The 22,057-nt window shown below is 42.4% G+C and carries 17 protein-coding genes, 1 tRNA gene and 1 riboswitch; of the genes, 12 read left to right on the top strand and 6 right to left on the bottom strand.

All coding sequences use genetic code 11. From position 1 onward, the window contains the following. Positions 1-292 precede the first annotated feature (292 nt). On the bottom strand, positions 293-796 hold the full coding sequence (locus RMX89_RS21280) for a 2TM domain-containing protein (protein WP_322674770.1): 504 nt from the start codon (positions 794-796) through the stop codon (positions 293-295). Between the two features lie 515 nt (positions 797-1,311). Here RMX89_RS21280 and RMX89_RS21275 point away from each other — a divergent pair. Next, positions 1,312-2,028, top strand: a complete 717-nt coding sequence (locus tag RMX89_RS21275; RefSeq protein ID WP_322690333.1) for an ROK family protein — start codon at positions 1,312-1,314, stop codon at positions 2,026-2,028. 955 nt (positions 2,029-2,983) lie between these two features. Next, the gene (locus RMX89_RS21270) at positions 2,984-3,538 is read left to right on the top strand and encodes a peptidoglycan-binding domain-containing protein (RefSeq protein ID WP_322684400.1); all 555 of its coding nucleotides are present in this window, start codon (positions 2,984-2,986) and stop codon (positions 3,536-3,538) included. A gap of 85 nt (positions 3,539-3,623) precedes the next feature. Here the strand turns inward: RMX89_RS21270 and RMX89_RS21265 are convergent, their stop codons facing one another. The 3 genes from RMX89_RS21265 to RMX89_RS21255 all read right to left on the bottom strand — a co-directional run bounded on the left by RMX89_RS21265 (position 3,624) and on the right by RMX89_RS21255 (position 11,973). Then, positions 3,624-6,044 (bottom strand): sucrose synthase, encoded by a 2,421-nt coding sequence (locus tag RMX89_RS21265; protein WP_322690332.1) that lies wholly within the window; start codon positions 6,042-6,044, stop codon positions 3,624-3,626. Positions 6,045-6,783: 739 nt separating this feature from the next. Then, a complete protein-coding gene (locus RMX89_RS21260; RefSeq protein WP_322690331.1) occupies positions 6,784-11,442 on the bottom strand; it encodes an ATP-binding protein in 4,659 nt (1,552 codons plus the stop codon). 458 nt (positions 11,443-11,900) lie between these two features. Further along, positions 11,901-11,973 (bottom strand) — tRNA-His (locus RMX89_RS21255). Positions 11,974-12,097: 124 nt separating this feature from the next. Here RMX89_RS21255 and RMX89_RS21250 point away from each other — a divergent pair. The 4 genes from RMX89_RS21250 (at position 12,098) to RMX89_RS21235 (ending at position 15,733) form a co-directional block, all read left to right on the top strand. Continuing rightward, a complete protein-coding gene (locus RMX89_RS21250) occupies positions 12,098-12,481 on the top strand; it encodes a DUF4359 domain-containing protein (RefSeq protein ID WP_322674766.1) in 384 nt (127 codons plus the stop codon). Positions 12,482-12,620: 139 nt separating this feature from the next. After that, on the top strand, positions 12,621-13,367 hold the full coding sequence (locus RMX89_RS21245; protein WP_322690330.1) for a sirohydrochlorin chelatase: 747 nt from the start codon (positions 12,621-12,623) through the stop codon (positions 13,365-13,367). After that, a complete protein-coding gene (gene cobA, locus RMX89_RS21240) occupies positions 13,364-14,143 on the top strand; it encodes a uroporphyrinogen-III C-methyltransferase (RefSeq protein WP_322690329.1) in 780 nt (259 codons plus the stop codon). Before RMX89_RS21245 ends, cobA begins: the two co-directional genes overlap by 4 nt. Before the next feature lie 150 nt (positions 14,144-14,293). Continuing rightward, positions 14,294-15,733 (top strand): DNA cytosine methyltransferase, encoded by a 1,440-nt coding sequence (locus RMX89_RS21235; RefSeq protein ID WP_322690328.1) that lies wholly within the window; start codon positions 14,294-14,296, stop codon positions 15,731-15,733. A gap of 3 nt (positions 15,734-15,736) precedes the next feature. Here the strand turns inward: RMX89_RS21235 and RMX89_RS21230 are convergent, their stop codons facing one another. Then, positions 15,737-16,426 (bottom strand): SinI family restriction endonuclease, encoded by a 690-nt coding sequence (locus RMX89_RS21230; RefSeq protein WP_322690327.1) that lies wholly within the window; start codon positions 16,424-16,426, stop codon positions 15,737-15,739. Between the two features lie 192 nt (positions 16,427-16,618). Further along, positions 16,619-16,781, top strand: a riboswitch (cobalamin riboswitch). Positions 16,782-16,802: 21 nt separating this feature from the next. Between RMX89_RS21230 and RMX89_RS21225 the strand changes: the two genes are divergently transcribed. From RMX89_RS21225 to RMX89_RS21200, 6 genes are all read left to right on the top strand, one after another. Beyond that, the gene (locus RMX89_RS21225) at positions 16,803-17,222 is read left to right on the top strand and encodes a DUF1636 domain-containing protein (RefSeq protein ID WP_322690326.1); all 420 of its coding nucleotides are present in this window, start codon (positions 16,803-16,805) and stop codon (positions 17,220-17,222) included. Beyond that, positions 17,222-17,959, top strand: a complete 738-nt coding sequence (locus tag RMX89_RS21220; protein ID WP_322690372.1) for a cobalt-precorrin-6A reductase — start codon at positions 17,222-17,224, stop codon at positions 17,957-17,959. Before RMX89_RS21225 ends, RMX89_RS21220 begins: the two co-directional genes overlap by 1 nt. A gap of 89 nt (positions 17,960-18,048) precedes the next feature. Next, on the top strand, positions 18,049-18,654 hold the full coding sequence (locus RMX89_RS21215; protein ID WP_322690325.1) for a PEP-CTERM sorting domain-containing protein: 606 nt from the start codon (positions 18,049-18,051) through the stop codon (positions 18,652-18,654). A 414-nt stretch (positions 18,655-19,068) separates the two neighbouring features. Then, positions 19,069-19,938, top strand: a complete 870-nt coding sequence (locus tag RMX89_RS21210) for an inositol monophosphatase family protein (protein WP_322690324.1) — start codon at positions 19,069-19,071, stop codon at positions 19,936-19,938. A gap of 82 nt (positions 19,939-20,020) precedes the next feature. Next, positions 20,021-20,569, top strand: coding sequence for a GNAT family N-acetyltransferase (locus tag RMX89_RS21205; protein WP_322690323.1), 549 nt, complete (start codon positions 20,021-20,023; stop codon positions 20,567-20,569). Between the two features lie 90 nt (positions 20,570-20,659). After that, complete coding sequence (locus RMX89_RS21200; protein ID WP_322690322.1) at positions 20,660-21,637, top strand: 2-dehydropantoate 2-reductase; 978 nt, start codon at positions 20,660-20,662, stop codon at positions 21,635-21,637. Between the two features lie 175 nt (positions 21,638-21,812). Here the strand turns inward: RMX89_RS21200 and RMX89_RS21195 are convergent. Next, positions 21,813-22,057, bottom strand: a 245-nt coding sequence (locus RMX89_RS21195; RefSeq protein ID WP_322690321.1) for a hypothetical protein, incomplete at its 5' end; no start/stop codon positions are given.

Genomic DNA, 22,057 nt, shown 5'->3' with positions numbered 1-22,057 from the left:
TTCTGGCTACAGTGTACACACAAGTCAAATTACCCCCCTTAATCCCCCCTTATAAAGGGGGAAAAAAGAAATCCAGTTCCCTCCCCTTTGCAAGTTGGTTTTGTAGCTTGCGTGCCAATTTTATTGGATTTACGACGGGGGGAAAAAAGAAATCCAGTTCCCTCCCCTTGGCAAGGGGAGGGTTAGGGTGGGGTAAAACCCTAGTTAATCAGCTTATTTCAGACTTGTGTGTACACCGTAGGTTCCTGGGGGGAATTAAGTAGAGATGGGTTAGGGTTAGAGAAAGTTTTGATTAAGCCTGTAATACCTTAAACCACTTATTCAAAACTGTGCTGATGGTTTTCTTAATCTGATGGTTGCGGCTCCATTTTTGGAATGCCATTTCATACTCATCACCTTTGATTTGAAAGGTATTCCAGACATCAAGCGCTACAGGCAATCCGCAGAATAGTAAAATGTACAGCGACCAAGAAATTCCGCCACCAGTAATTAAATCAAGCAGTATAAAAAAGCCATTGGAAATTGCATATTTGCTTAAACGCTTCTGAAATCTTCTGATGCGGTAAGCGTCAAAAGCTTTTCGTTGTTGAACTTGGCCCTGTTGTAATACCCAATCGCGCTCTGCTAATTTTAAAGACTCAGGTGAAATTTCTAACTCAGCAGCAATTTCTAATATATGCTCATAAGAAAATTCTGTGTCTTTATCATCTGCTTGACGAGCGATCGCTAAGTGCAGAATTTGTTGGACATCTTCTTGGCTATACGAGCGGATGCTTTGAGGTTCAAACGCCGTCATAATTTTTTCTCTTATATTACTTTTAATAGAAATTTGCTGCCCGATAGATTTTAAGCAGCTACGCTAGTACTATTTCCATTATTCTTAGATTAACAAATCTAGATGCTGTCCGGCATTGAATGTATGGGATTTTTAACTTTGGGCATAGGATGAATGTCACTAAGAAAACGTGAAACCTCGTGTTTGGCAGGGTGTTGGGGGTAGGGTGTTGGGTGTAGTGTTTAAGACAATTAACCTTTAGTTGCGTCAAGGAGTTCAACATTTTCTTGATTCCCTACACCCTACACCCTACCCCCCACACCCTCTCATCCGGTTAGATCAGGGGTTTGTGCTTAACAAGCGTGCCATTCGGGCATAGGGTAAAAAGGCAGAGGGGCAGGGGGCAGGGGGGAAAAATTTACTGCATCTGCCTTCTCTCCACCAATATAGAGACTCTCCAAACATCCAAGATATTATCAAATGCAGCAGAGCATAATTAATAACGAAATAACAAGCATTAACAAGGATGTAACTCAATGGTTGAAGAAAATGGATCGATTCGTACCCTATCGGTTGATATTGGCGGTAGTGGTGTTAAGGCTATGGTTTTGGATATTACGGGGCATCCTGTAACAGAAAGAGCGCGTTTAGATACACCGCAACCTGCGACACCGGAGGTTGTAATTAATGCAATTGTAGTTTTAGCAGCGGCTCAAGGTGAATTTCATCGTGTTTCGGTCGGTTTTCCCGGTGTGGTACGCTGTGGAGTCACGGAAACAGCGGTAAATTTACATCCAGATTGGATCGGATTTGATTTGGAAAAAGCATTATTAAAACACTTAAACAAGCCTGTACGGGTGATTAATGATGCAGACATGCAGGGATTTGGTGCGATCGCTGGTAAAGGTGTCGAATTGGTGATTACTCTGGGTACGGGGTTTGGTTCGGCTTTATTTGTAGATGGTAAGCTGGTACCAAATATGGAAATGGGGCATCACCCGTTTCGCAAAGGAGAGACTTTTGAGGAGCAGTTGGGGCGTGCAGAGTTAGAAAAAATTGGTGAGAAAAGATGGAATAGGCGTTTAGAAAAAGCGATCGCATCCTTGCAACATCTGTTTAATTATGACTACCTTTACATTGGCGGTGGTGAAGCGGTGAGAGTGAATTTACAGCTCCCGTTAAATGTCAAACTCATCCCCAATATCACTGGTTTATTAGGCGGTATTGCTTTGTGGCGAGATGATAAAAGGTAAAAAGTTTTTCAATATCCACAACTTAGAGTACTAAGCGATATCTAAGGGCTACCTACACCTACACACTTTTTGATTAAGGTGCATTCTTTCTCAAAGTTTCAAAATGATATAAAAATTAACACAGATTAGAAAAGAGAATTGCACAAACATTATGTTCAGTGCCTCTGTGTAATTTTTTCATGTAGTATCTAAACTTTAACTCAAATTCCATACCGTGCAACAAGGTTGTGCGGTTTCATTCTTTTGAGGTGAAAGTGTGAGCTTTTTGAGAATAGCTTGAAGGAGCGACATAAGTTGCAATACAGTTCAGAATGAGCAACAAAACCCTTATTGTAGAGACGCGATAAATCGCGTCTTCAAAGACCAATAATCCTTAAGTAAACCGTATTTACAGAAATTGTGATTGATAAAAAGTATTTGAAATTAAGAGCTTTTAATCAATAGTTAAAAAACTGCCTCAATGAATTAAGTAGTATTTTTACTGGCAGTATAAACATGATAAAAGTAACATCAGCATATCAAGCATGAGCTAAATATAACTAGATAAATTTGTTTGATGCGATTCCCTGGCGATCGTATAAGTAGAACAGGCGGGAAAAATCAAACTATGTTAATAAAAGTAAAGTGGACTAAAACCCTCTTTCCTTCTGCCTTCTGCCTCACTTCGACTACGCTCAGTGACCACCTGCCTCCTGCCTGAACCTGATGATAAATATTCACAGCGACTTACTTAGTATGTTATTGTCTAAACCATTGATTTAGATAGTATGTCTGATAACTTGATGGCTTGATTAATGATATTAATCTGATTAAATGGGATCGGGGGTGAGCAAATATGAACATGAAAATATTACCTGGAAAAATTAGTACATGACTTTTTATTTGGTCAGTATGTACTATCCCGGACAGCAAATGTTGGTTAAAAGAAATATTGGTTGAAGTAAAATAAACTAAAATGAATGAAATTGGCCTGATGATGACGGGCGTGTTAACAATAAGACAAGCATCTGGGATCAATTTGCCACAGCAGCAATTATTTCAGATGGAAAATGATGTAAACCAGTCAAAACAGAGTCAGTTAGAGATAGCTGCTAAAGTTACGCCACCTGAATTTATGCAGACAGATGAGATTTCCCAGGCTTCTCTCTCAGCGCTAAAACTAGAAAAAGAACACATACTTCAGAAAATTAGCAAAAAGAATCTGGGACTAATTTCTTCTAATTTAGGTAAGCCTAAGAAGTCTTTTCAGTCTGGAGGTAAAGTCCGTACAAAGGCTACAGGACGGTTTCAGAAGTTTAGTAGCCAGCCTCTACCGACTCTTTATTTCGGTAGTTCTGGTATTGCTGTCAGAGCCTTACAACAGTTATTAGTGTCTAACGGTTATGCTGTGAGAGTAGATGGGATTTTTGGCGCACTAACAGAGACTGCTGTCAAAGCCTTTCAAAACCAGCAAAATTTAGGTGTGGATGGAGTAGTTGGCCAACGAACTTGGAGTGCGTTGACAATTTAGTTAAAAGTTAGGAGTTAGGAGTTAGGAGTTAGGAGAATTTTAGATTTTCATAATTACTCACTCTTCACTCTTCACTCCTCACTTATTATCGGTACTGATGCTGTTCTAATAGCTGTTGCGCTCTTGGCTTGTAAATTAAATAGAACAAAGCCTCAATATAGCGCAATAAATCTTCCCGATTTTCCATAGAGGTAAAGTTCCAGAAGCCATAAATTCGTGCTAATGATAACAGCTTGCTAGTGTGAATTTTCCAAGTATAGGTGCTGTAAACTCGGTCAATTCCTCGCTGAGAAATTTCACTCCAATAGTTAGGATTTTGTTCGCATTTAGTGATGAAGTCCACAATTTTGCTGGCTGTCTCTTCTAAATTCGTTGGGTTAATCAAAAAGCCATTCACCTTATCTTGAATAATCTCTAATGGCCCGCCAAACTGTGTGGCAAGAGTTGGCAATCCTGAAACCATCGCCTCTAAAATTGTTAAACCAAAAGCTTCAAATAAAGCCGGTTGAACAAAAATTCCCTGACGATCGGCAATGACTCGGTAAATTTCACCGGAATCAGTTTTGGAGAGGCGTACACCCAACCAACGAATTTTACCGTGCAGATTATACTGGTCAATTATTTGGTAGAGTTTGATAATTTCGCTGCGTTCTTCGTTGTCATCTGATTCTTCGACGCGTAACTTACCCGCTACTAAAATTAAGTTGCAATGCTCTTGTAATTCTTGACTTTGACCATAACATTCAGCCAAACCTGTGAGGTTTTTGATGTGGTCAAGACGCGCCATTGAGAAGAGAGGGCGCTTGTTAGGATCGTCTAGTTTACCAAAGATTTGCGTGGAATCTTCCAGAGTAAAGAGCATTTCTGCAAGGCGTTGGCGATCGCTCTCTACTCGGTCTTTAATCCGCGTGTAAGGGAAGTAATTATTTTCATTTACTCCAGGTGGTACAACATTAAATTTGGGACTAAATAATTCAATGCCATTGGTAACATGATACAACTCCGGCATAGTGAAGCATTTGTAAGACTCGTATTGTCCCACACTATCCGGTGTTCCGACAATTTCTTGGTAAGTGCTGCTAATCACAAAATTGGCAGCATTCATGGCAATCAAGTCAGCTGTGAATTGCAAGGAAAAATGATATTTATCTTCTAATTCTTGCCAGTAGAGGTTACTGAACAAGTATTTAGATTTTTCTAAAGCGTGGGCAACATTGCATTGAGTAACTTTCAGCCGTCGCGCCAGCAAGAATGCTACTAAATTTCCATCAGTATAGTTTCCAACTATTAAGTCAGGTGTGCCGTGAAATTCTGCCCGTAGTTCTCTTTCGGAATCAATGGCGAAAGTTTCTAGATAAGGCCAAAACTCAAACCGGGAAATCCAGTTTTGAGTCATGTTAGGATTAAATTCCCGTAAAGGCACTCGCAAAATCCAGGCATTTTCGCTACCGTGAACTTTTTCTAGCCGTTGATTACAAAGGGTGCCATCACTATTGGGAATCAAGCGGGTAAGAATAATTACCTTTGGCTCGACATTCAATTTCTCTAAACCCGCAAGCAGGACATCTTCTTGTAACTGCTTCTCTAGGCTTTTTGCCTGGTCAAGGACATAAACTACCTGACCGCCGGTATCGGGACGCCCTAAAACTCCCTCTTGCCCAAACCAACCGTGAGCTGATACCAAGACGATTCTAAAAATCATCGGGACACGAGAAATGAATGCTTCTAGGGTCTGAGGATCGGCAGAATCAATCAATTCATCGAGAATACTTAAAGTTTCCCGCACTCGCGCTGCGGTGTTACCCCAACCTGGCTCAAAACCCATTGACTGCAATTGGAAGCGGAATTGTTCGTAGGGTTCATCTTCGGGGCGGTTATCAACAAAACCGATCGCTTTCTTAACTTGCTCGGAAAGTTGCTGCTGTGATTGAATGCGATCGTTGAGTAGCAGTTGCACACCGTTGTAGTGGTGCAGACGCAAGAAATTCAATAAGCTGTCGAGCAATTGTTTGGAGTCTTGAAATATTTTGCTGGATAGATAGCGGTTGAGAAATTGTACCCCTTTACCAATATTTTTGGGGTCGCGGATGACTGGGGTGTAGTCATAAAACGGGCCGAAGTCCAATTCTAGCAGGTCGCCTTCGTTGGGATGATATTTGTTTACCAAGCGATCGCGCAGATCCAACAAATCCTGCACCGTCATCGGCTGAATGCTTAAGTCTGATGTCAACCAATAAACTTCTTGGCTGGCAATCTTAGAACGGATGATGAAACAGAAGTTTGAGTCCTCTTGAATTATTTCCTGAGTATAGTAAATGAGTTTTCCCAACTCAGAAGAAGTGTAAAAAGTCTCAGGTTTCTGAGACTTGGAGCAATACTCACTATATACATTGAGTATGTCGTTCCGTAGTAAGTACTTCTTTTCTTTTTGGCGTAATTCACTAAGAAAAGAACGTAAATCACTTCTTTCTTCACTATCTAAGACTGCTTGAAGCAATTCAGACATAGCAACTCCACTAAATGACGATGTTTGCATTGTTAACTTTCTAGGCAAGACAAATAAGCCTCCACCTTTTGTTAGACATATATAAACACGAAACAACACAGATAAATTATATTTACCTGTGTACATACAAGTATCAACTTTTTAGCAGACACTTAAAGCGTGTTCTTCTTTACCTAAAGTATCTATGACTCAGTATTTTTGGATCTCACTAAAGGAATACAATTTTTATTTCTTTTGATAGAGGTTACTAAATAACTGCATAGTAATAATTGGGGCACAAATTATCGCACCCTCAATTGCTTAATGTAATCTATACTATATCATTTATTTGCGTATATTTTGATTATCAGCACATCTAGAAGGAAAAGATTTAACTAAGTAAGTTGGCACAATAAAACCAAACTGTGTGAAGAAAAATAAATAAGGCTCAAACCCTTTTTCTTCTTGCTCCTTGCTCCCTGCCCTCTGCTTTATCCCAACGATAATTATTTACGCCGACCTAGTTATCAAGCTCTATAAGACTTTTAAATCAATATTTTTTAATTATTTCAGAGTGCTAATATTCATTTTTATAGTGCGTATAAATAATTTATTCTGCAACTTTCAGTATTAGCGATATTGTGCTAATTTTGAGAATAAGTAATTGTGCCGCTATTATCTCTTTGTCAAAAAAATCTAGAATAATTTAGAATAATTAATATATTTATTCATCAAATGTTCTTCTGATTTTTTAACTATTTTAAATTTTGAATTCTGAACTCTGAATTCTATTGTAAGTCTGCATTTCGACGACGATCGCCACCAAAGTTTCTGGCTCGATGGGTTTGGCGATATGACGTTGAAATCCGGCGGCGATCGCTTGCTGCCGATCGAGTTCTCCGGCATAAGCTGTTAAAGCAATAGCGGGAATTTGTCCCCCTTGCTCAAGCCCAAGGGTACGAATTTGTCGCATCAGCATATAGCCATCCATCTCTGGCATCCCAATGTCACTGATGATGATGTTGGGAATGGATTGAGCGATCGCTTGCAGGGCCTCAGTCCCAGATGCAGCAGCAGTGACGATCGCCCCATCTTGTTCTAAAACAAAAGCGATGAAGTCTCGCGAGTCCGTTTCATCATCGACGACTAAAATCTGAATGCCGTTCAAATCACCCTCCTGAACGGGCGATCGCTCTAAGGTTGGTGCTTGACTTAACTGAGGTGCAAGTGGAATTTTAACCGTAAATGTCGCTCCTAGCCCAACACCTGGACTGTCTGCTGTTACGGTTCCACCGTGCATTTCCACAATTTGGCGCACAATCGCCAATCCCAACCCTAGTCCGCCGAATTTGCGGGTGGTTGCACTATCTTCTTGCCGGAAATGCTCAAACACGTAGGGCAAAAAGTCGCCACTAATTCCTTTTCCAGTATCGGTAATTTGAATTTGGGCGCGATTTTCAGCTTGAGATAGGGCAATCGTGACTTGTCCCCCATTATGTGTAAACTTAACGGCATTCGACAGCAGATTCCACACGACTTGTTGCAATCGCCCTGCATCCCCGACTACCACGCCCAGAACGGGCGAGACGACAGTCTGAATTTGGATTGACTTGGCTTCAGCGGCTAACCGAACTGTTTCCAGCGCGGCCCAAATCACTGTATTGAGGTCAATGGGTGAGGTTGATAAGCTCATTTTGCCGCGCAAAATCCGGGAAATGTCCAGCAAGTCATCAATGAGTTGCACTTGAAGCTGGGCGTTGCGCTCAATCGTGGCGATCGCAGCATTCGTTTTTTGGGCATCTAGCTTTCCTTGCTGCAACAGTTTTGACCATCCCAGAATTGGATTCATCGGCGTTCTCAGTTCATGGGAAAGAACTGCCAAGAACTCATCTTTAATGCGATTACTTCGATCTAACGCTTCGGCTCGTGCCTGTAGCTCTGCAATTAGACGCGATCGCTCTAAGGCAACAGCTAGTTGATTGGCTACTGTTTGCATGAGGTCGAGTTCGTCTGGCGTAAAGCGATCGCGTTGACGAGTTCCCAGTCCCAGGGTGCCTAAGACGCGATTGCCCACGATTAACGGATGACTAGCATAAGCTCTGATGCCGTTTGACTGAACTGGAATAGGAAGTCGATCGGTGGTTGAGAGGGCATTTTCAACGATAGCTGGCTGGCGATGTTGCACCGCATAACCACATACACCCTGCCCTAACTCCAAAAATTTAGCGGATAAAGCAATGTCTTTTGAGATACCCCCATAGGTATTAAGTTCAAGGCGTTGCTGGTCTTCTTGAAACAAGTAATTAAAATAAACTTCCAGTCCCAAATAAGTCGAAACCTTTTCAAACAAACTGGCTAAAAATACCTTGGGATCTTCGTTGAGCAACAGATCGTTAGCAACTTCTGAAAGCAGCTTCAGCCGTTCGTTGCTTGCTTTCACAGTCGCTTCGATTTGTTTGCGATCGGTAATATCGTTAAACAATATCGCTACTTTTCGGCTCTGTGGCTGGCCAATGGGAAACGCATACACGTCAAACCAACGGTGCAGCGCTTCGGCGCGATTCTCAAAGCGATGGGGTTGCCCTGTTAGGGCAATTTTACCGTAAATTTCAAACCAATACTCTTCATGATTTGGAGTTAACTCGCGCATCCTTTTGCCTTGTGCATTGTTGAGTCCCGTTTGTTTCTCAAACGCCGGATTTATTTCCAAAAAGCGATAATCGATGGGCTTACTGTTTGGATCAAATAGCACTTCAATTACACAAAAGCCTTCGTCAATGGATTCAAACAAAGTTCGATAGCGTTCCTCAGATTGGCGCAAAGCGTCTTCGGTTTGTTTGCGTTCGGTGATGTCTGCTAATGCTCCAGGAAAAGCAATCGGTCTGCCATCAGCAGCATATTCAACTCGGCCGCGTGCGGCAAGCCAGCGCTCCTCGCCTCTTGCCGTATAAACGCGATACTCACTAAAATATTCTTCCCCGGTTACAATCGCCTGATTAATTGCAGCGACCGTTTGTGGGCGGTCTTCTTCGTGCATTGCTTGGACAAACAGTTCAATCGGCAAACCTGTTGTTGCTTCCACAGGGTCAACGCCAAACAAGCGAGCAAAGGCTGCATTCACGATTACTAGATTCTCAGAAATCTTCCACCGCCATGTGTAAATGGCTCCTGCTGCTAAAGCGGACTCCAATTGCACGTGGGTTTCCCGTAAGTCAGCTTCGGCTTGTTTGCGATCGCTAATATCGATGGAAATCCCGATCATGCGTTTTGGATTTCCCGCCTCGTCGTCAATTATATGCCCCCGAACCAGCGCCCAGTGCGTGCTGCCATCATCCCAAACAGTGCGATACTCGACCTCATAATTGCTGCTGTTGGTAATCGAATCTAGAATTGCCGCCTGCACCCAAGTCCGATCTTCTGGATGAATCCGCTCCATTAGAACTTTGTGCGAGAAATCAGCATTAATCGGCAGACCATAGTTGACTTTGCACTGGTCAGAAGTAGACAGAACATTGGTCTTAATATCAAGTTGCCAAGAGCCGAGTTTGCTCGTCTCCAGAGCAAGTTTAAGCTGCTGTTCGCTGGCTTGCAGCGTCTGAGCTGCTTGTTTGCGGATATCTATCAGTTTTAAAGTTGACTCAACACGAGCCAGTAGTTCGCGAGCCGAAAACGGTTTGATTAAATAATCATCGGCTCCCGCTGCCAGCCCTTCTACACGAGCCTCTTCACCCGCCCGCGCTGACAGCAAAATCACGGGCAATTCTCTGGTTTGGGGGTCAGCCCGCAGTTGATGTAGCAACTCATACCCATCCAGCCCCGGCATCATTACATCACTGAGAATCAAATCCGGGTGCTGTGCCTGGATTGCAGCCAAAGCCGCCATTCCATTAGCGACTGTCTCAACCTCATACCATTGACTCAACAATCGCCGCATATAATCGCGCATATCGGCGTTGTCATCTGCTAAGAGGATACGGGCAGAAGCAGTAGAGGGGAAAAACACTCTATTAAAACTACCTTCTTTCTCCGTATCTCCTCTGCCCCCCTGCCCCCCTGCCCCCCTGCTCCTCTGCCCCCCTGCTGCTTCCAAAAGCCAGCGCGAAGCTTCTTCAAGGTATGGCGTGGCACTGAGTGTGTTTGATGCCACAGTCCCAGGGGCATTTAACCGTTCTTGTGGTAAATGCGCGCACCCAGTTGGAATAGAAACTGTAAATCGGCTACCCTCTCCTAAGATGCTGGTAACGCTGATAGTACCGCCATGCAACTTCACCAGTTCTTGCACGAGCGATAAGCCAATTCCAGAGCCTTCAAAACTTCGTCCCTGTAACCCTTTGACTTGATAAAACCGTTCAAACAGACGCGAAATTTCAGCTTCTGGAATGCCACTTCCAGTATCTTCAACGATTAAATTAACAGTATTGCGATCGCGCTGCAATCGAACGGTGATGGTTCCCGTCAACGTAAACTTAAAGGCATTCGATAATAAATTAAATACAATTTTCTCCCACATTTGGCGATCGATATAGATTGCCTCTGGCAAGGTGGGACAGTCGATCGCGAACTCCAGACCAGCCTGTTTCATGAGCGAGCAAAACATACTAGCTAGCTCTGTTGTGAATGCGGCTAAGTCAATCGGTTGATATGATGCTTGCATTCGCCCCGCTTCCAGCCGCGAAAAATCAAGCAGCGTGTTGACTAATTTCAGCAACCGGAGTCCGCTTCGCTGCACGAGTTCAAGGCGATCGCGCTGTTGGGGCACTAATGGGGTTTGAGTGTCGAGTAACAAGTCTTCGAGGGGACTCAACATCAGTGTTAAAGGCGTGCGAAACTCGTGGGAGATATTGCTGAAAAAAACGGTTTTGGCGCGATCGAGTTCTGACAATGCCTCATTCGCCGCTTGCAGTTGTTCGTTGACCTCTCGTAACTCCTGCACTCTAGTATAAATTTCCATCTCCATTTGGTCGGTGCGAGTCTGGAGTGATTTATTCAACTGACGCTGTTCGTTTCGCTGCTGCTGCACCCGCATAAATTCGGTGACATCTTCGGCTCGATGAATAATGTGCGTCATTTCACCATTTTCATCAAAAACTGGCGAGTTGGTTGGTATCCAGTACCGCTCCTCAAAGCCACCGCCTTCTGATTCCGGGCGGCGAATGTCATACTTCTGCACTGCCATTGTCTGAGGCTGGCGATACTTGAGTACGTTTTCTAACGAGGCACGTAAATTCCGAACTCCAGTAGCATTTGGATCGTCGGGATTATCCGGAAAAACCTCGAATAAATGGCGACCAACGACCTCTTCTCGTTTGGTCTTGGTCGCCCGAAAGTAAGCATCACTTCCGGCGACAATCACTAAGTCGAGTGAGTAGACAATATACAATCCTGGTATTGATTCAAACAAGGTTTGAAAATTCAGCATCCCTTCTTTTGAGCGGTATTAACTTCTTGGCTTAAAAAGCTATTAAAACAAACAGCAATCCAATTAAAGGGTGCTGCAAAACCTAAATTTATAGCTTCAACAGTCCAGAGCTTGGGTTTAAAAGGACAGAGGCTTGCAGAAGCAGAATTCCGATGAAATCGAGGCACTCACTATATAGTAAAAGAATAAGATAATTAAAAGTGATATTACTTGCCTCGATCGCATCAGCCCAAAAGGATATAAGGCATTGCATACCTAATTTTAATTTAGCAAGTAATTTTGCTTATATACATAAACTTATTTAATAAGATAATCTAATGAATTATTATAGACTTGCAATCCTTGCAAGTCTATAAACTTATGAGATGACAGATTGTTGGTAAAGTGATGCTTATGATTGTTCGCACCATACAACACACCTTTAATAGGAGTATAGCTATAAATATGAAATTATCTAGGGCGAACGATGGGACTCGAACCCACGAATGGTGGTACCACAAACCACTGCCTTAACCACTTGGCTACGCTCGCCATTCAACAATTTGAATTATAGCAACAATTTGGCAAGCGATCAAGAGTTTTTCTTCAAGGAACGGACTTAGTTGATTTAGAGTCTCCAGAATCTAACAATTACAATGAATTTTACTTGGCAAATATGAAACCATTGACCATCATCGCGTATACTGGAGCAGCAGTAGGACTTGCCGCCTTGGGTGTGACAATGGCGAAAACCAATCCCAGTCAAGTTGAATATGAAGAATATGCAGTTCAACGGCTGACAAAATACTTAAAAACCGATGTATGTAATAAAACTACGAATATTCTTGAAAATTTAATCCGTTTTAATTGCGATAAGTTAGTTGACTCGGCTAACCCACAAATCCAAGAAATTATTGCCAAGACCACAGAAAGGCAAGATTTCGTGATTTTTAGCATTTACCGTACAGATTTAAAAATAAACTCTTGGATACCTTCGTACAAATTTGAAACGGTAGGAGCTTTCGATCAATTTTATACTTACACTGCCGAAGAACAATAAGAGAAGGAGTAGGGGAGAATATAAAAGTGGTTAAGAATACTTCTATTTAATAATTAATAATAGTTTCAATAATTACCAGAGTACTTATTATCCCCGGCTTAATCTTAAATAAAAATAGTAACTAAGAATTCAATTACCGATGTCATCTGCCTATCTACTACTATCTCACGGAAGCCGCGACCCGCGCCCAGAAATTGCTATGCAACAACTAGCTAGGCTGGTGTGTCACAAATTGTCAAAAAACCATAACTCAGTAAATAGCGAACATTTGGTTGGCATCGCTGCTTTAGAAATGAATCCTCAGCCTTTGCACGAGCAGATTCAACAATTTGCTAAAAGCGCTTTTGGCGATTGCCCACTGTCTCAAAATGAAAATTGTCTCAAAATTGTACCGCTATTTCTACTGCCGGGAGTCCATGTGATGACAGATATTCCTGCCGAAGTAGCACTCGCCCAACAGGCTGCTGGTCAAGATATCATCATTGAATTGCAACCATATTTAGGCTCTCACCCTAATTTAGAGAAATTGCTGGCAAAACAAATAGCTGCTATGAAAGCAGAAGCATGGATTCTCTTAGCTCATGGTAGCCGTCGCCCAGGTTCTAAAGAAACTGTGGAAGCAATGGCGGCGAGTTTGCCAGCCGTGACTGCTTATTGGGCTGGGCCTCCTAGTTTAGAATCACGGGTGAAAGAATTGGTGGATGCTGGTTATCGGGAAATTGCAATTCTGCCATACTTTTTATTCGCTGGTGGAATAACCGATGCGATCGCCACCTCAATAGAGGAACTAAAATTACAATTTTCTGCGGTGAATTTCCAATTGGCAGAGCCACTGGGAGCAAGTGCAGAATTAGCCGAGCTAATTTGGGATTTAATAGATAGATGAACCGCACAATGACACAAAAAAACAAGTATTTAGGAAAGGTTTATTTAGTCGGTGCAGGGCCAGGAGATCCAGGACTAATTACCTTGAAGGCAAAAGGTTTGTTGGAATGTGCAGATGTAGTCATCTACGATGCCTTGGTGAGTCCGGCAATTTTGGCAATGATTAATCCCCAAGCCGAGCAAATTAATGCTGGTAAACGTGCTGGGAGACATTCGTTGTTGCAGTCAGAAACAACTCAATTGCTGATTGATAAAGCGCAGGATAGTGCAATTGTAGTGCGGCTCAAGGGTGGCGATCCCTTTATCTTTGGTCGCGGTGGCGAAGAGATGGAAGAATTAGTCAAAGCTGGAATATCAACGGAAGTTGTGCCAGGTATCACTTCGGGAATTGCAGCAGCAGCTTATGCAGGTATTCCTTTGACGCATCGGCTATATAGTTCATCGGTGACATTTGTAACTGGTCATGAAGCGGCGGGTAAGTATAGACCGCAAGTAAATTGGAGTGCGATCGCTCACGGTTCCGAAACCATTGTAATTTATATGGGAATTCACAATCTGCCTTATATTGTGGAAGAATTAATTACGGCTGGGTTGAATTTAGAAACGCCGATTGCTTTGGTGCGCTGGGGTACGCGCCCAGAACAAGAAGAATTGATTGGAACATTAGAAACAATAGTCACGCAAGTAGAGGAAACTGGATTTGGTGCGCCTGCGATCGCAGTCATTGGACAAGTAGTAAATATGCACAGTATTTTGTCTAATTGTCGTCCAGTTTGATGGTTGGTTTGAAGGTTGTCCAACATTTGACCTGCACATAAAATCATTCTCGCAAACGGTCGGTGCAAATACTTATCTCTATACTTAATAGCGGTTGACATAACCGCTTAATAATGATGACAATGGTATAAAAAAAGTTTCGAGTGCGAAATGAAAAACTCTCCCTATTTGTCCACAAAGGAAGCAGCTTCAAAAATAGGTATTTCTGAGCAAAGGGTTCGTACTCTATTGCGTAGTGGGGATATCAAGGGACAGCAGGTAGGGAAAGTGTGGGTTATGGAGCCAGAGGCAGTTGAAGATTACATTAACCGGATCAAGGGAAATTATCCTGTAGATAGGACGAGCAAGGAAAACCATCACCAAGCAGTTAAAGCCATTTCTTTTTTCTCAGGCGCTATGGGACTGGATCTTGGTTTTGAGAAAGCAGGTATCGAAATTTCCCTTGCGTGTGAGGTGGATAAGCACTGCCGACAGACCATAGTTGCAAACAAGCCAGATATTGCACTTTTGGGGAATATAGCGTCTTACACTGCTCAGGATATCCTGGATCGTGCCAAACTAGCCAAAGAAGATGTAGATATTATGTTAGGCGGGCCACCCTGCCAAGCTTTTTCCACAGCAGGGGCAAGGCGTGGTTTCAAAGATGAGAGGGGCAATATATTCTTAAAATACATTGAACTTATCTTAGAAATAAGCCCAAAATACGCCGTCATCGAGAATGTAAGAGGTTTTCTTTCAGCACCATTACTGCACCGCCCTCACTCAGAAAGAGGAAGCGGCTGTGTTCCCTTATCCAGAGAAGAAATGCCAGGTGGTGCTTTGAAATATATTGTGAATGAACTTCGTAAAGGTGGTTACAGTATCAGTTTTAACTTATACAACACGGCAAATTATGGTGTCCCCCAAATTAGGGAAAGAGTGGTCATGATCTGCCATCGTGGAAAGAAAAAAGTTCCTTATTTATACCCCACACATTCAGAAAGTGGTGATTTTGGTCTTGATCGGTGGATAACCCTACGTGAATCTATTGCAGATTTAAGCCAAAGTGAGGCAGAGTATATCGATTTCCCAGAAGGGAGGCTAAAGTATTACAGAATGTTAAAAGAGGGTCAATACTGGAAACATCTACCTGAAGAATTGCAGAAAGAAGCATTAGGTAAATCCTATTACTCAGGTGGAGGGAAAACTGGTTTCTTTAGACGCTTGTCATGGGATAGACCAAGCTGTACTTTAGTGACATCTCCAGCCATGCCAGCAACGGATATCTGTCACCCAGAACATCTGCGCCCGTTAAGTATTCAGGAATATAAACGTATTCAGCAATTTCCAGATAGTTGGGTCGTATGTGGTTCCCTCATCGAGCAATATCGGCAGATAGGGAATGCTGTACCTGTCGGTTTTGGAGAAGCAATAGGCAAAGCGATCCTTGCACACATGAGTGGTAAGATAAAACATCCCCCTTTGAACTTCCCATTTTCACGTTATAAAGGTAACGATGATGTTTTATGGGAAGCTAAAATTAGTGAGTCGTTAGAAGAGATAAAACCGATCCAAAGTTCGCTTTTTACAGCAACAGCATATACTGTATAAGAGTTAGGACTTTATCTCTCTTAAAGCAGCAAGGTATTTTTCAACATACGATCTGAAGCCTTCTTCTGAAAGCTCTTCTTTTCCTTCCAATGAGGGGAATTTAGCCCAGTTGTCCCCCTTTTTTTTAGAAAAAGTTCGGAACCATTTTTTAATTGGGGTTCCCTTACGGATAGCGGCAGAAGAAGAGTTTTCAGTATTATCTCTATTTTTTACTTGTAGCGATTGCCAGACATTTTTGTTATCAAAATATATAAAATCAACTGCTTTAACTATAGAACCAGAACACCATATCCATCCATGCGGTTCAATAACTGTCGCAACGTACCTTTCTAGCAAATCCCCTACAATGTTCTCTGCCCCCATTGATAGACGGTGCAATTCTTCAGCTTTTCCCAATTCCTCATACGGAACTTCAAAATACTTATTCAGGATGATACTTACCATTTCATCCGGTATTGTACTAGGTGGCAAGGGTGTTCTTGGGTCACGACCTGTTTTGAAATTTGTAGCACTGGCAATAATATATTCTTCTGTCCCGACGATAGGCTGATTTTTACCTTTTCGCGGTGAAGCCGCAGCAGGGTTATCCGAAAGAAATCGTATGACCATTGTAAATTTATCGCTAAGTGATGGATCAACACTATCCATTGCCTTCTTTGCAATTTCTGCTGAATTAAATATAAATTCCGACATAGGTTCCTGAAATTATTAAAGGCTATCGGTCAATTTCAATACAGTTGAGGTAGAGCAAACTGGATTATAGTGCGCCTGCGATCGCAGTTATTGGACAAGTAGTAAAGATGCACAGTATTTTATCTGGTTGCCGTCCAGTTTGATGGTTGACAAAAAGCCTATTGTTTCGTATTCTCCGATAACTTTAGTGTACGATCGATAAGGTTGTTCGGTTCTGGTGGGAGTCAGCTACCAGAGGTAACGGGGAAAGTTCGGTGCAAATCCGGCACTGTCCCGCAACTGTGAACCAATTTGAGATTAAAGAAAATCTCAAGTTGAGTGAGTCAGGATGCCCGCCGAAATCGATTTATTAGTTTCACATATCTGCGAGGTACAGATGACTACTACTGTAAATATTTCCCCAACTAATCCCTTGGATGTTGTTGAACATACTTTATTTGTTTGCAAAACCTGTGCCAGTGTTTGGCAAAATGGAAAACGCTTAGGTGAAAGTGGTGGTGAAAAACTTCTACACCAACTTCAGCAGTTGGCACAAGATTGGGAGTTACGAGATCGATTCCCAATTCAAGAAGTTGAATGCATGAGTGCTTGTAATCGTTCTTGTGTAGTCGCCTTTAGTGCCAAAGGCAAATTAACATATTTATTTGGTGATTTAGCTGTTGATGGCAGTGCCTCTGCGGTACTGGAATGTGCTAGTCAATACTATGCTAAAGCAGATGGTTTGCTGCCTTGGTCAGAGCGTCCAGAAGCTCTGAAAAAGGGGATTTTAGCAAAGATTCCACCGTTATCTAAATGATGCGCGTTTTGATTCTGGGTGGGACGGGCGATGCAGCAGAACTAGCTGCCAAAGTTGCGACTATCCAAGGGTTAGAAGTAATCACCTCTTTAGCTGGCCGTACCCGCGAACCGTCAGTACCACTGGGCGATTTACGGGTTGGAGGCTTCGGGGGTGCGGCTGGATTGGCTAGCTATCTGCGAGTCATGCAAATCGACTTATTAATTGATGCAACCCATCCTTTCGCTAGTCAGATTTCCTTCAATGCGGCAGATGCGGCAACGGAAGTTGCAGTACCCCGTTTGATGTTAATCCGTCCGCCTTGGGAAAAAGAAAGTGGCGATCGCTGGATTGAAGTTGACAGCGTTGCAGCCGCAGCAACCGCGCTGCAAAATCAGGCACAGCGGGTATTTTTGACAGTTGGTAGACAGGAACTCGCCGCTTTTGCTCATTTGGAGAAAATTTGGTTTTTGATGCGGATGATTGACCCTCCTGGCGAAGATGCTTTAGTACCGCCGGGGATGGTATTGTGCGATCGCGGCCCTTTTACCCTCAATAATGAAAGAAAAATTCTGATTGAAAATAACATTGATACCATCGTCAGCAAAAATAGCGGTGGCGATGCCACAAAGCCCAAGATTATTGCCGCGCGAGAACTGGGCGTGAAGGTTGTGATGGTGAATCGTCCAGCGATACCGCCAGGGGAGCAGGTTAATAATGTTGATGCCGCTTTGGCGTGGTTATTAGATCGCTGCTGAGGAAATAGCCAAGATTGATAATACTATCTTTCCTTCCGTATAATACACGGGAACCTCCTACAAGATCCGCGATCGCAGTAACGACTTCCATGAAAAATCTAGCTTTATCTGCCATAGCCCTCGCCACCACATCTGGATTAGTTTTCGGGACAATGCCAGCTGCTTCTGCTTTAAGTTGGAGTTGGAATTATTCTGGTACTGGCATAGAGGCGAATGGTACTTTCACTACTAATGACACCCCAAACGATTTGGGTTTTTACTCAATTACTGGAATTACTGGTACGCGAAATGGTGAAACAATTACTGGTTTGCAACCCGCTGGAACTCCAATCCCAGGAAACGAACCTTTTAATGTTGATAATTTAATTAGTCTTAATACTCAGCAGTTAACAGGTGATGGTTTTGGATATTCCACTTCGGGAGGAAACTATTCTAGTCCATTTTTTGCGAGTTTTTTGCCGACACCAGGTTATTTAGAGGTATTTTCTGCGCCGCCAATCATACCAGGTTTTGAAAATTTAGGATTAGAAGATAGTGAGTTACCTATTAGTTTTTCTGCAACCATAGTCACTGTTTCTGAACCCACTTCTATCCTTAGCCTGCTCATTCTAGGTACTCTTGTTGGCGCACCTTCATTACTCAAAGGCCACAATCTATCCAAAATTACTCAGAAGAAGCTCGAAAAAGTTTCCTAAAACCATTAATAACAATTCAAAATTGTACCTTTACAGGGATCTTGCTACGCGTTTAGATGGCGGGCAAGACTTCGGCGTGAGCGCTCAGTCGAACGCTGCCCACCCCACAATATTGGATAATTTTTTCTTGGAGTTCCCTTAACAATACAAGCCGATGTATTAACAATGCAAGGTATGGTCAAATTTAATTCGCGATGAATTAATGAAATACTGTACTAAGTGTTGACGTTCGGTCTTAAACCCTTTATTTTGCAATAAAACTTGCGATCGCTCTATAGGCTCTTGGAGACATACAGATTAAAGTAATATAGCAACGGTGGTATCATTGCATCCAAATGATACCGTAATTTTGTCTAGATATAGAATTCTATCGCCCTGTTGACGATAGATTATTTCTAAAAGGAGTTTGCTGCAATGTCCACAACACCAACTACTAGATTAATTTTAGAGACTTTACTCCCCCATCTCAAAGTAGCAGCAGCCTATGCCCATTTTCTACAACCAAAAATTGCTGCACTTCCCGCTAAAGAAGAAGCAAATAACTTTTTTAGTGCTGCACTTACTGATGCAGATGTGGCTATTCAAAATCTAGTAGAAGTAGTATTACTAGGAACTTTTCCAGATATTCGCTTTTATGGTGAAGAATATGAAAGTTCTAATAATACCAAATATTTTCGCGCTATCGAACTCGGTTCAGAAGGTGATTACTTAGTAACACTTGACCCGATTGATGGTACGAAGTTTTATATGGATGGACATTCTAATTACCAAATTATTCTCAGTATTCTAAATGCGGATGACTTTGAAGCAGTAATTGCCATTTCTCCTGCCCAAAACGTTTATTTTTATGCCCTTCGAGGTGAAGGTGCTTTTAAAGGCACGCTAGACATGAATTTAGAAGCCTGTGCCCCATTAGATATAACATCTGCCAAACCTGCTATTTTATTGGGATGGGGAATGAATGCGATCGCACCCTTACTAAAAAATCGATATCAAGTAATCGATATAGCGACTGATTACTCTAGTGATATTCAAATTCCAAATCTCAATGGTATTCTCAGTGGTGACTTGAGTGGAGCAATCATCAAGTCGGGCAAATTTCTTGATAGTGCTGCACTTGCTTTTATTGCAAAAGAGGCTGGCTGGATTGTAACTACTGTGGACGGTTCGACTTTACCGCCATTGCATACTTGTCAAAACTATAGTATGCCTGGATTGATCGTAGCTGCCTCAAAATCTGTTCATCAAGACCTATTAGAAGCAATGCAAAGCGTAGCTGCTTGAGGGTTAATCAATATCGGGTACTGTTGCATCACAGCTTGATGTTGAAGATGCGTTAGTCCAAGGTATTCGGTCTAGATCGCCAATGAAAATGTACTCTCAACGACTCTGTTTAGAACCACTAGAACCATATCATGCCGAACTGCTTTTTGATGGATTACAGAGTGCAAGTATATACAAGTTTATTGAAGATGTGCCGCCACAAAGCGTTCAATCGCTTCGCGATCGCTACATGGTTTTGGCACGTCGTCAATCACCAGATGGAACGGAGATTTGGTTAAACTGGGCTGTCTGGTCTCTTGTAGAGAAATCCTACGTTGGATATGTTCAAGCAACAATTACTATAGATAATAGTGCAATGCTTGGATATGTGTTTTTCCCTAATTTCTGGGGAAAAGGTTATGCGCTCGAAGCCGTGAAGTGTATGATTAATTATTTAGTTGAGACATACCAAAATCTTGATTTTCGCGTTGACGTTGATGTAGAAAATCGCCGTTCTATTGCCTTACTACATAATTTGGGATTTGTCAGATCGACATTTTTTCAAAATATTGAGTCTAACCAAGATGAATTCAACCACGAAGTACAGTACCGCAAGGCGGAAGTCAAAAGTCAAAAGTCAAAAGTTTTATAGAATAAGCTCTAAAGAGCTTTTCAATGGTATGTTTATTTACGCCGTGTTGTACTAGATACTGTCTTCCACGACTCATATTCTTTTGAGAAAATGAAAATCTGTATTGTTGGCGCGGGTGCAATTGGTGGATATTTAGGGGCAAAACTGGCACTAGCAGGTGAAGCAGTGACGCTGATTGCTCGTGGTTCTCATTTGGAGGCAATTCAAAAAAATGGGCTGAAATTACTTATGGCAGATGGTTCCAGCCAAATTGTTACTCCGATGGCAACGAGTGATATTCAGTCAGCAGGGACACAGGATGTAGTAATTTTAACTGTGAAGGCTCACAGTGTATCTGCGATCGCACCTTTTCTCCCTGCACTCTACGATGCTCACACGATGGTGGTGACAGCCCAAAATGGCGTTCCTTGGTGGTACTTTCGTCAGCATGGCGGTGAATATGAAGGTACGCGAATTCAATCTGTCGATCCAGATGGGATTATTGAAACTAGTATCGGTGCTGAACGCGCTATTGGTTGTGTGGTTTACCCGGCAACTGAGATAATTGAACCAGGTGTAATTAAACATATTGAAGGCGATCGCTTTACTCTTGGTGAAATCGATGGGAGTAAAACAGAACGCATTCAATTATTGGCACAAACTTTAAAACAGGCAGGATTCAAAGCCCCAATCCGCAATCAAATTCGCACGGAAATTTGGATCAAATTGTGGGGAAATGTAGCGTTTAATCCCATCAGTGCTTTAACTGGTGCGACTCTGGAGGATATTTGCCGCTATCCCCTCACCCGCGAACTAGCGCGGCTTATGATGAGTGAAACTCAAGCGATCGCCGAAAACTTGGGTATAAAGTTTGGTATCACTTTAGAACAGCGAATTAATGGCGCAGAAAACGTTGGTGCCCATAAAACCTCAATGCTACAAGATATCGAAGCCGGACGCGCTACGGAGATAGATGCGATCGTTGGTGCGGTGGCAGAATTGGGGAAACTTACTCAAATTCCTACACCTTATATTGATGCGATTTATGCCAGCGTTAAGTTGCTGGAGGCGACTAAAGTCAGAATTTGACAGTCCCAAAGTTTTCATGGGATTAAGGGACTTCCAAGTAATAAAATATCACAATATTTTTTGTGGGATGGGCATCTTGCCCGTCCTGTGAATTGGGCGCTCATGTTGCCCACCCCACAAGATTGAATAATTTATTTATTAGAGTTCCCTAAGCAGAGACTTTACTATGCATTAATTAAGGCTTGCAAGTCGATGCAATGGTATAACAAGTCGATGCAATGGCATAACAAGCCGATGTAATGGCATAACAAGCCGATGTAATGGCATAACAAGCCGATGCAATGGCATAACAAGCCGATGCAATGGCATAACAAGCCGATGTAATGGCATAACAAGCCGATGCAATGGCATAACAAGTCGATGCAATGGCATAACAAGTCGATGTAATGGCATAACAAGCCGATGTAATGGCATAACAAG

Source organism: Nostoc sp. DedSLP04, assembly GCF_034530775.1.
In the GTDB taxonomy this organism is placed as follows: domain Bacteria; phylum Cyanobacteriota; class Cyanobacteriia; order Cyanobacteriales; family Nostocaceae; genus Nostoc.
This window is presented reverse-complemented; position numbering and strand designations above follow the sequence as displayed.

Excerpts from the sequence above, each read along its gene's own strand:
- RMX89_RS21205 (WP_322690323.1), top strand. The coding sequence starts at position 20,021 with ATGAAAATGTACTCTCAACGACTCTGTTTAGAACCACTAGAACCATAT.
- RMX89_RS21270 (WP_322684400.1), top strand. The coding sequence starts at position 2,984 with ATGAATGAAATTGGCCTGATGATGACGGGCGTGTTAACAATAAGACAA.
- RMX89_RS21280 (WP_322674770.1), bottom strand. The coding sequence starts at position 796 with ATGACGGCGTTTGAACCTCAAAGCATCCGCTCGTATAGCCAAGAAGAT.
- RMX89_RS21215 (WP_322690325.1), top strand. The coding sequence starts at position 18,049 with ATGAAAAATCTAGCTTTATCTGCCATAGCCCTCGCCACCACATCTGGA.
- RMX89_RS21235 (WP_322690328.1), top strand. The coding sequence starts at position 14,294 with ATGAAAAACTCTCCCTATTTGTCCACAAAGGAAGCAGCTTCAAAAATA.
- RMX89_RS21245 (WP_322690330.1), top strand. The coding sequence starts at position 12,621 with ATGTCATCTGCCTATCTACTACTATCTCACGGAAGCCGCGACCCGCGC.
- RMX89_RS21230 (WP_322690327.1), bottom strand. The coding sequence starts at position 16,426 with ATGTCGGAATTTATATTTAATTCAGCAGAAATTGCAAAGAAGGCAATG.
- RMX89_RS21210 (WP_322690324.1), top strand. The coding sequence starts at position 19,069 with ATGTCCACAACACCAACTACTAGATTAATTTTAGAGACTTTACTCCCC.
- RMX89_RS21275 (WP_322690333.1), top strand. The coding sequence starts at position 1,312 with ATGGTTGAAGAAAATGGATCGATTCGTACCCTATCGGTTGATATTGGC.
- RMX89_RS21225 (WP_322690326.1), top strand. The coding sequence starts at position 16,803 with ATGACTACTACTGTAAATATTTCCCCAACTAATCCCTTGGATGTTGTT.
- RMX89_RS21250 (WP_322674766.1), top strand. The coding sequence starts at position 12,098 with ATGAAACCATTGACCATCATCGCGTATACTGGAGCAGCAGTAGGACTT.
- cobA (WP_322690329.1), top strand. The coding sequence starts at position 13,364 with ATGAACCGCACAATGACACAAAAAAACAAGTATTTAGGAAAGGTTTAT.
- RMX89_RS21200 (WP_322690322.1), top strand. The coding sequence starts at position 20,660 with ATGAAAATCTGTATTGTTGGCGCGGGTGCAATTGGTGGATATTTAGGG.
- RMX89_RS21260 (WP_322690331.1), bottom strand. The coding sequence starts at position 11,442 with ATGCTGAATTTTCAAACCTTGTTTGAATCAATACCAGGATTGTATATT.
- RMX89_RS21265 (WP_322690332.1), bottom strand. The coding sequence starts at position 6,044 with ATGTCTGAATTGCTTCAAGCAGTCTTAGATAGTGAAGAAAGAAGTGAT.
- RMX89_RS21220 (WP_322690372.1), top strand. The coding sequence starts at position 17,222 with ATGCGCGTTTTGATTCTGGGTGGGACGGGCGATGCAGCAGAACTAGCT.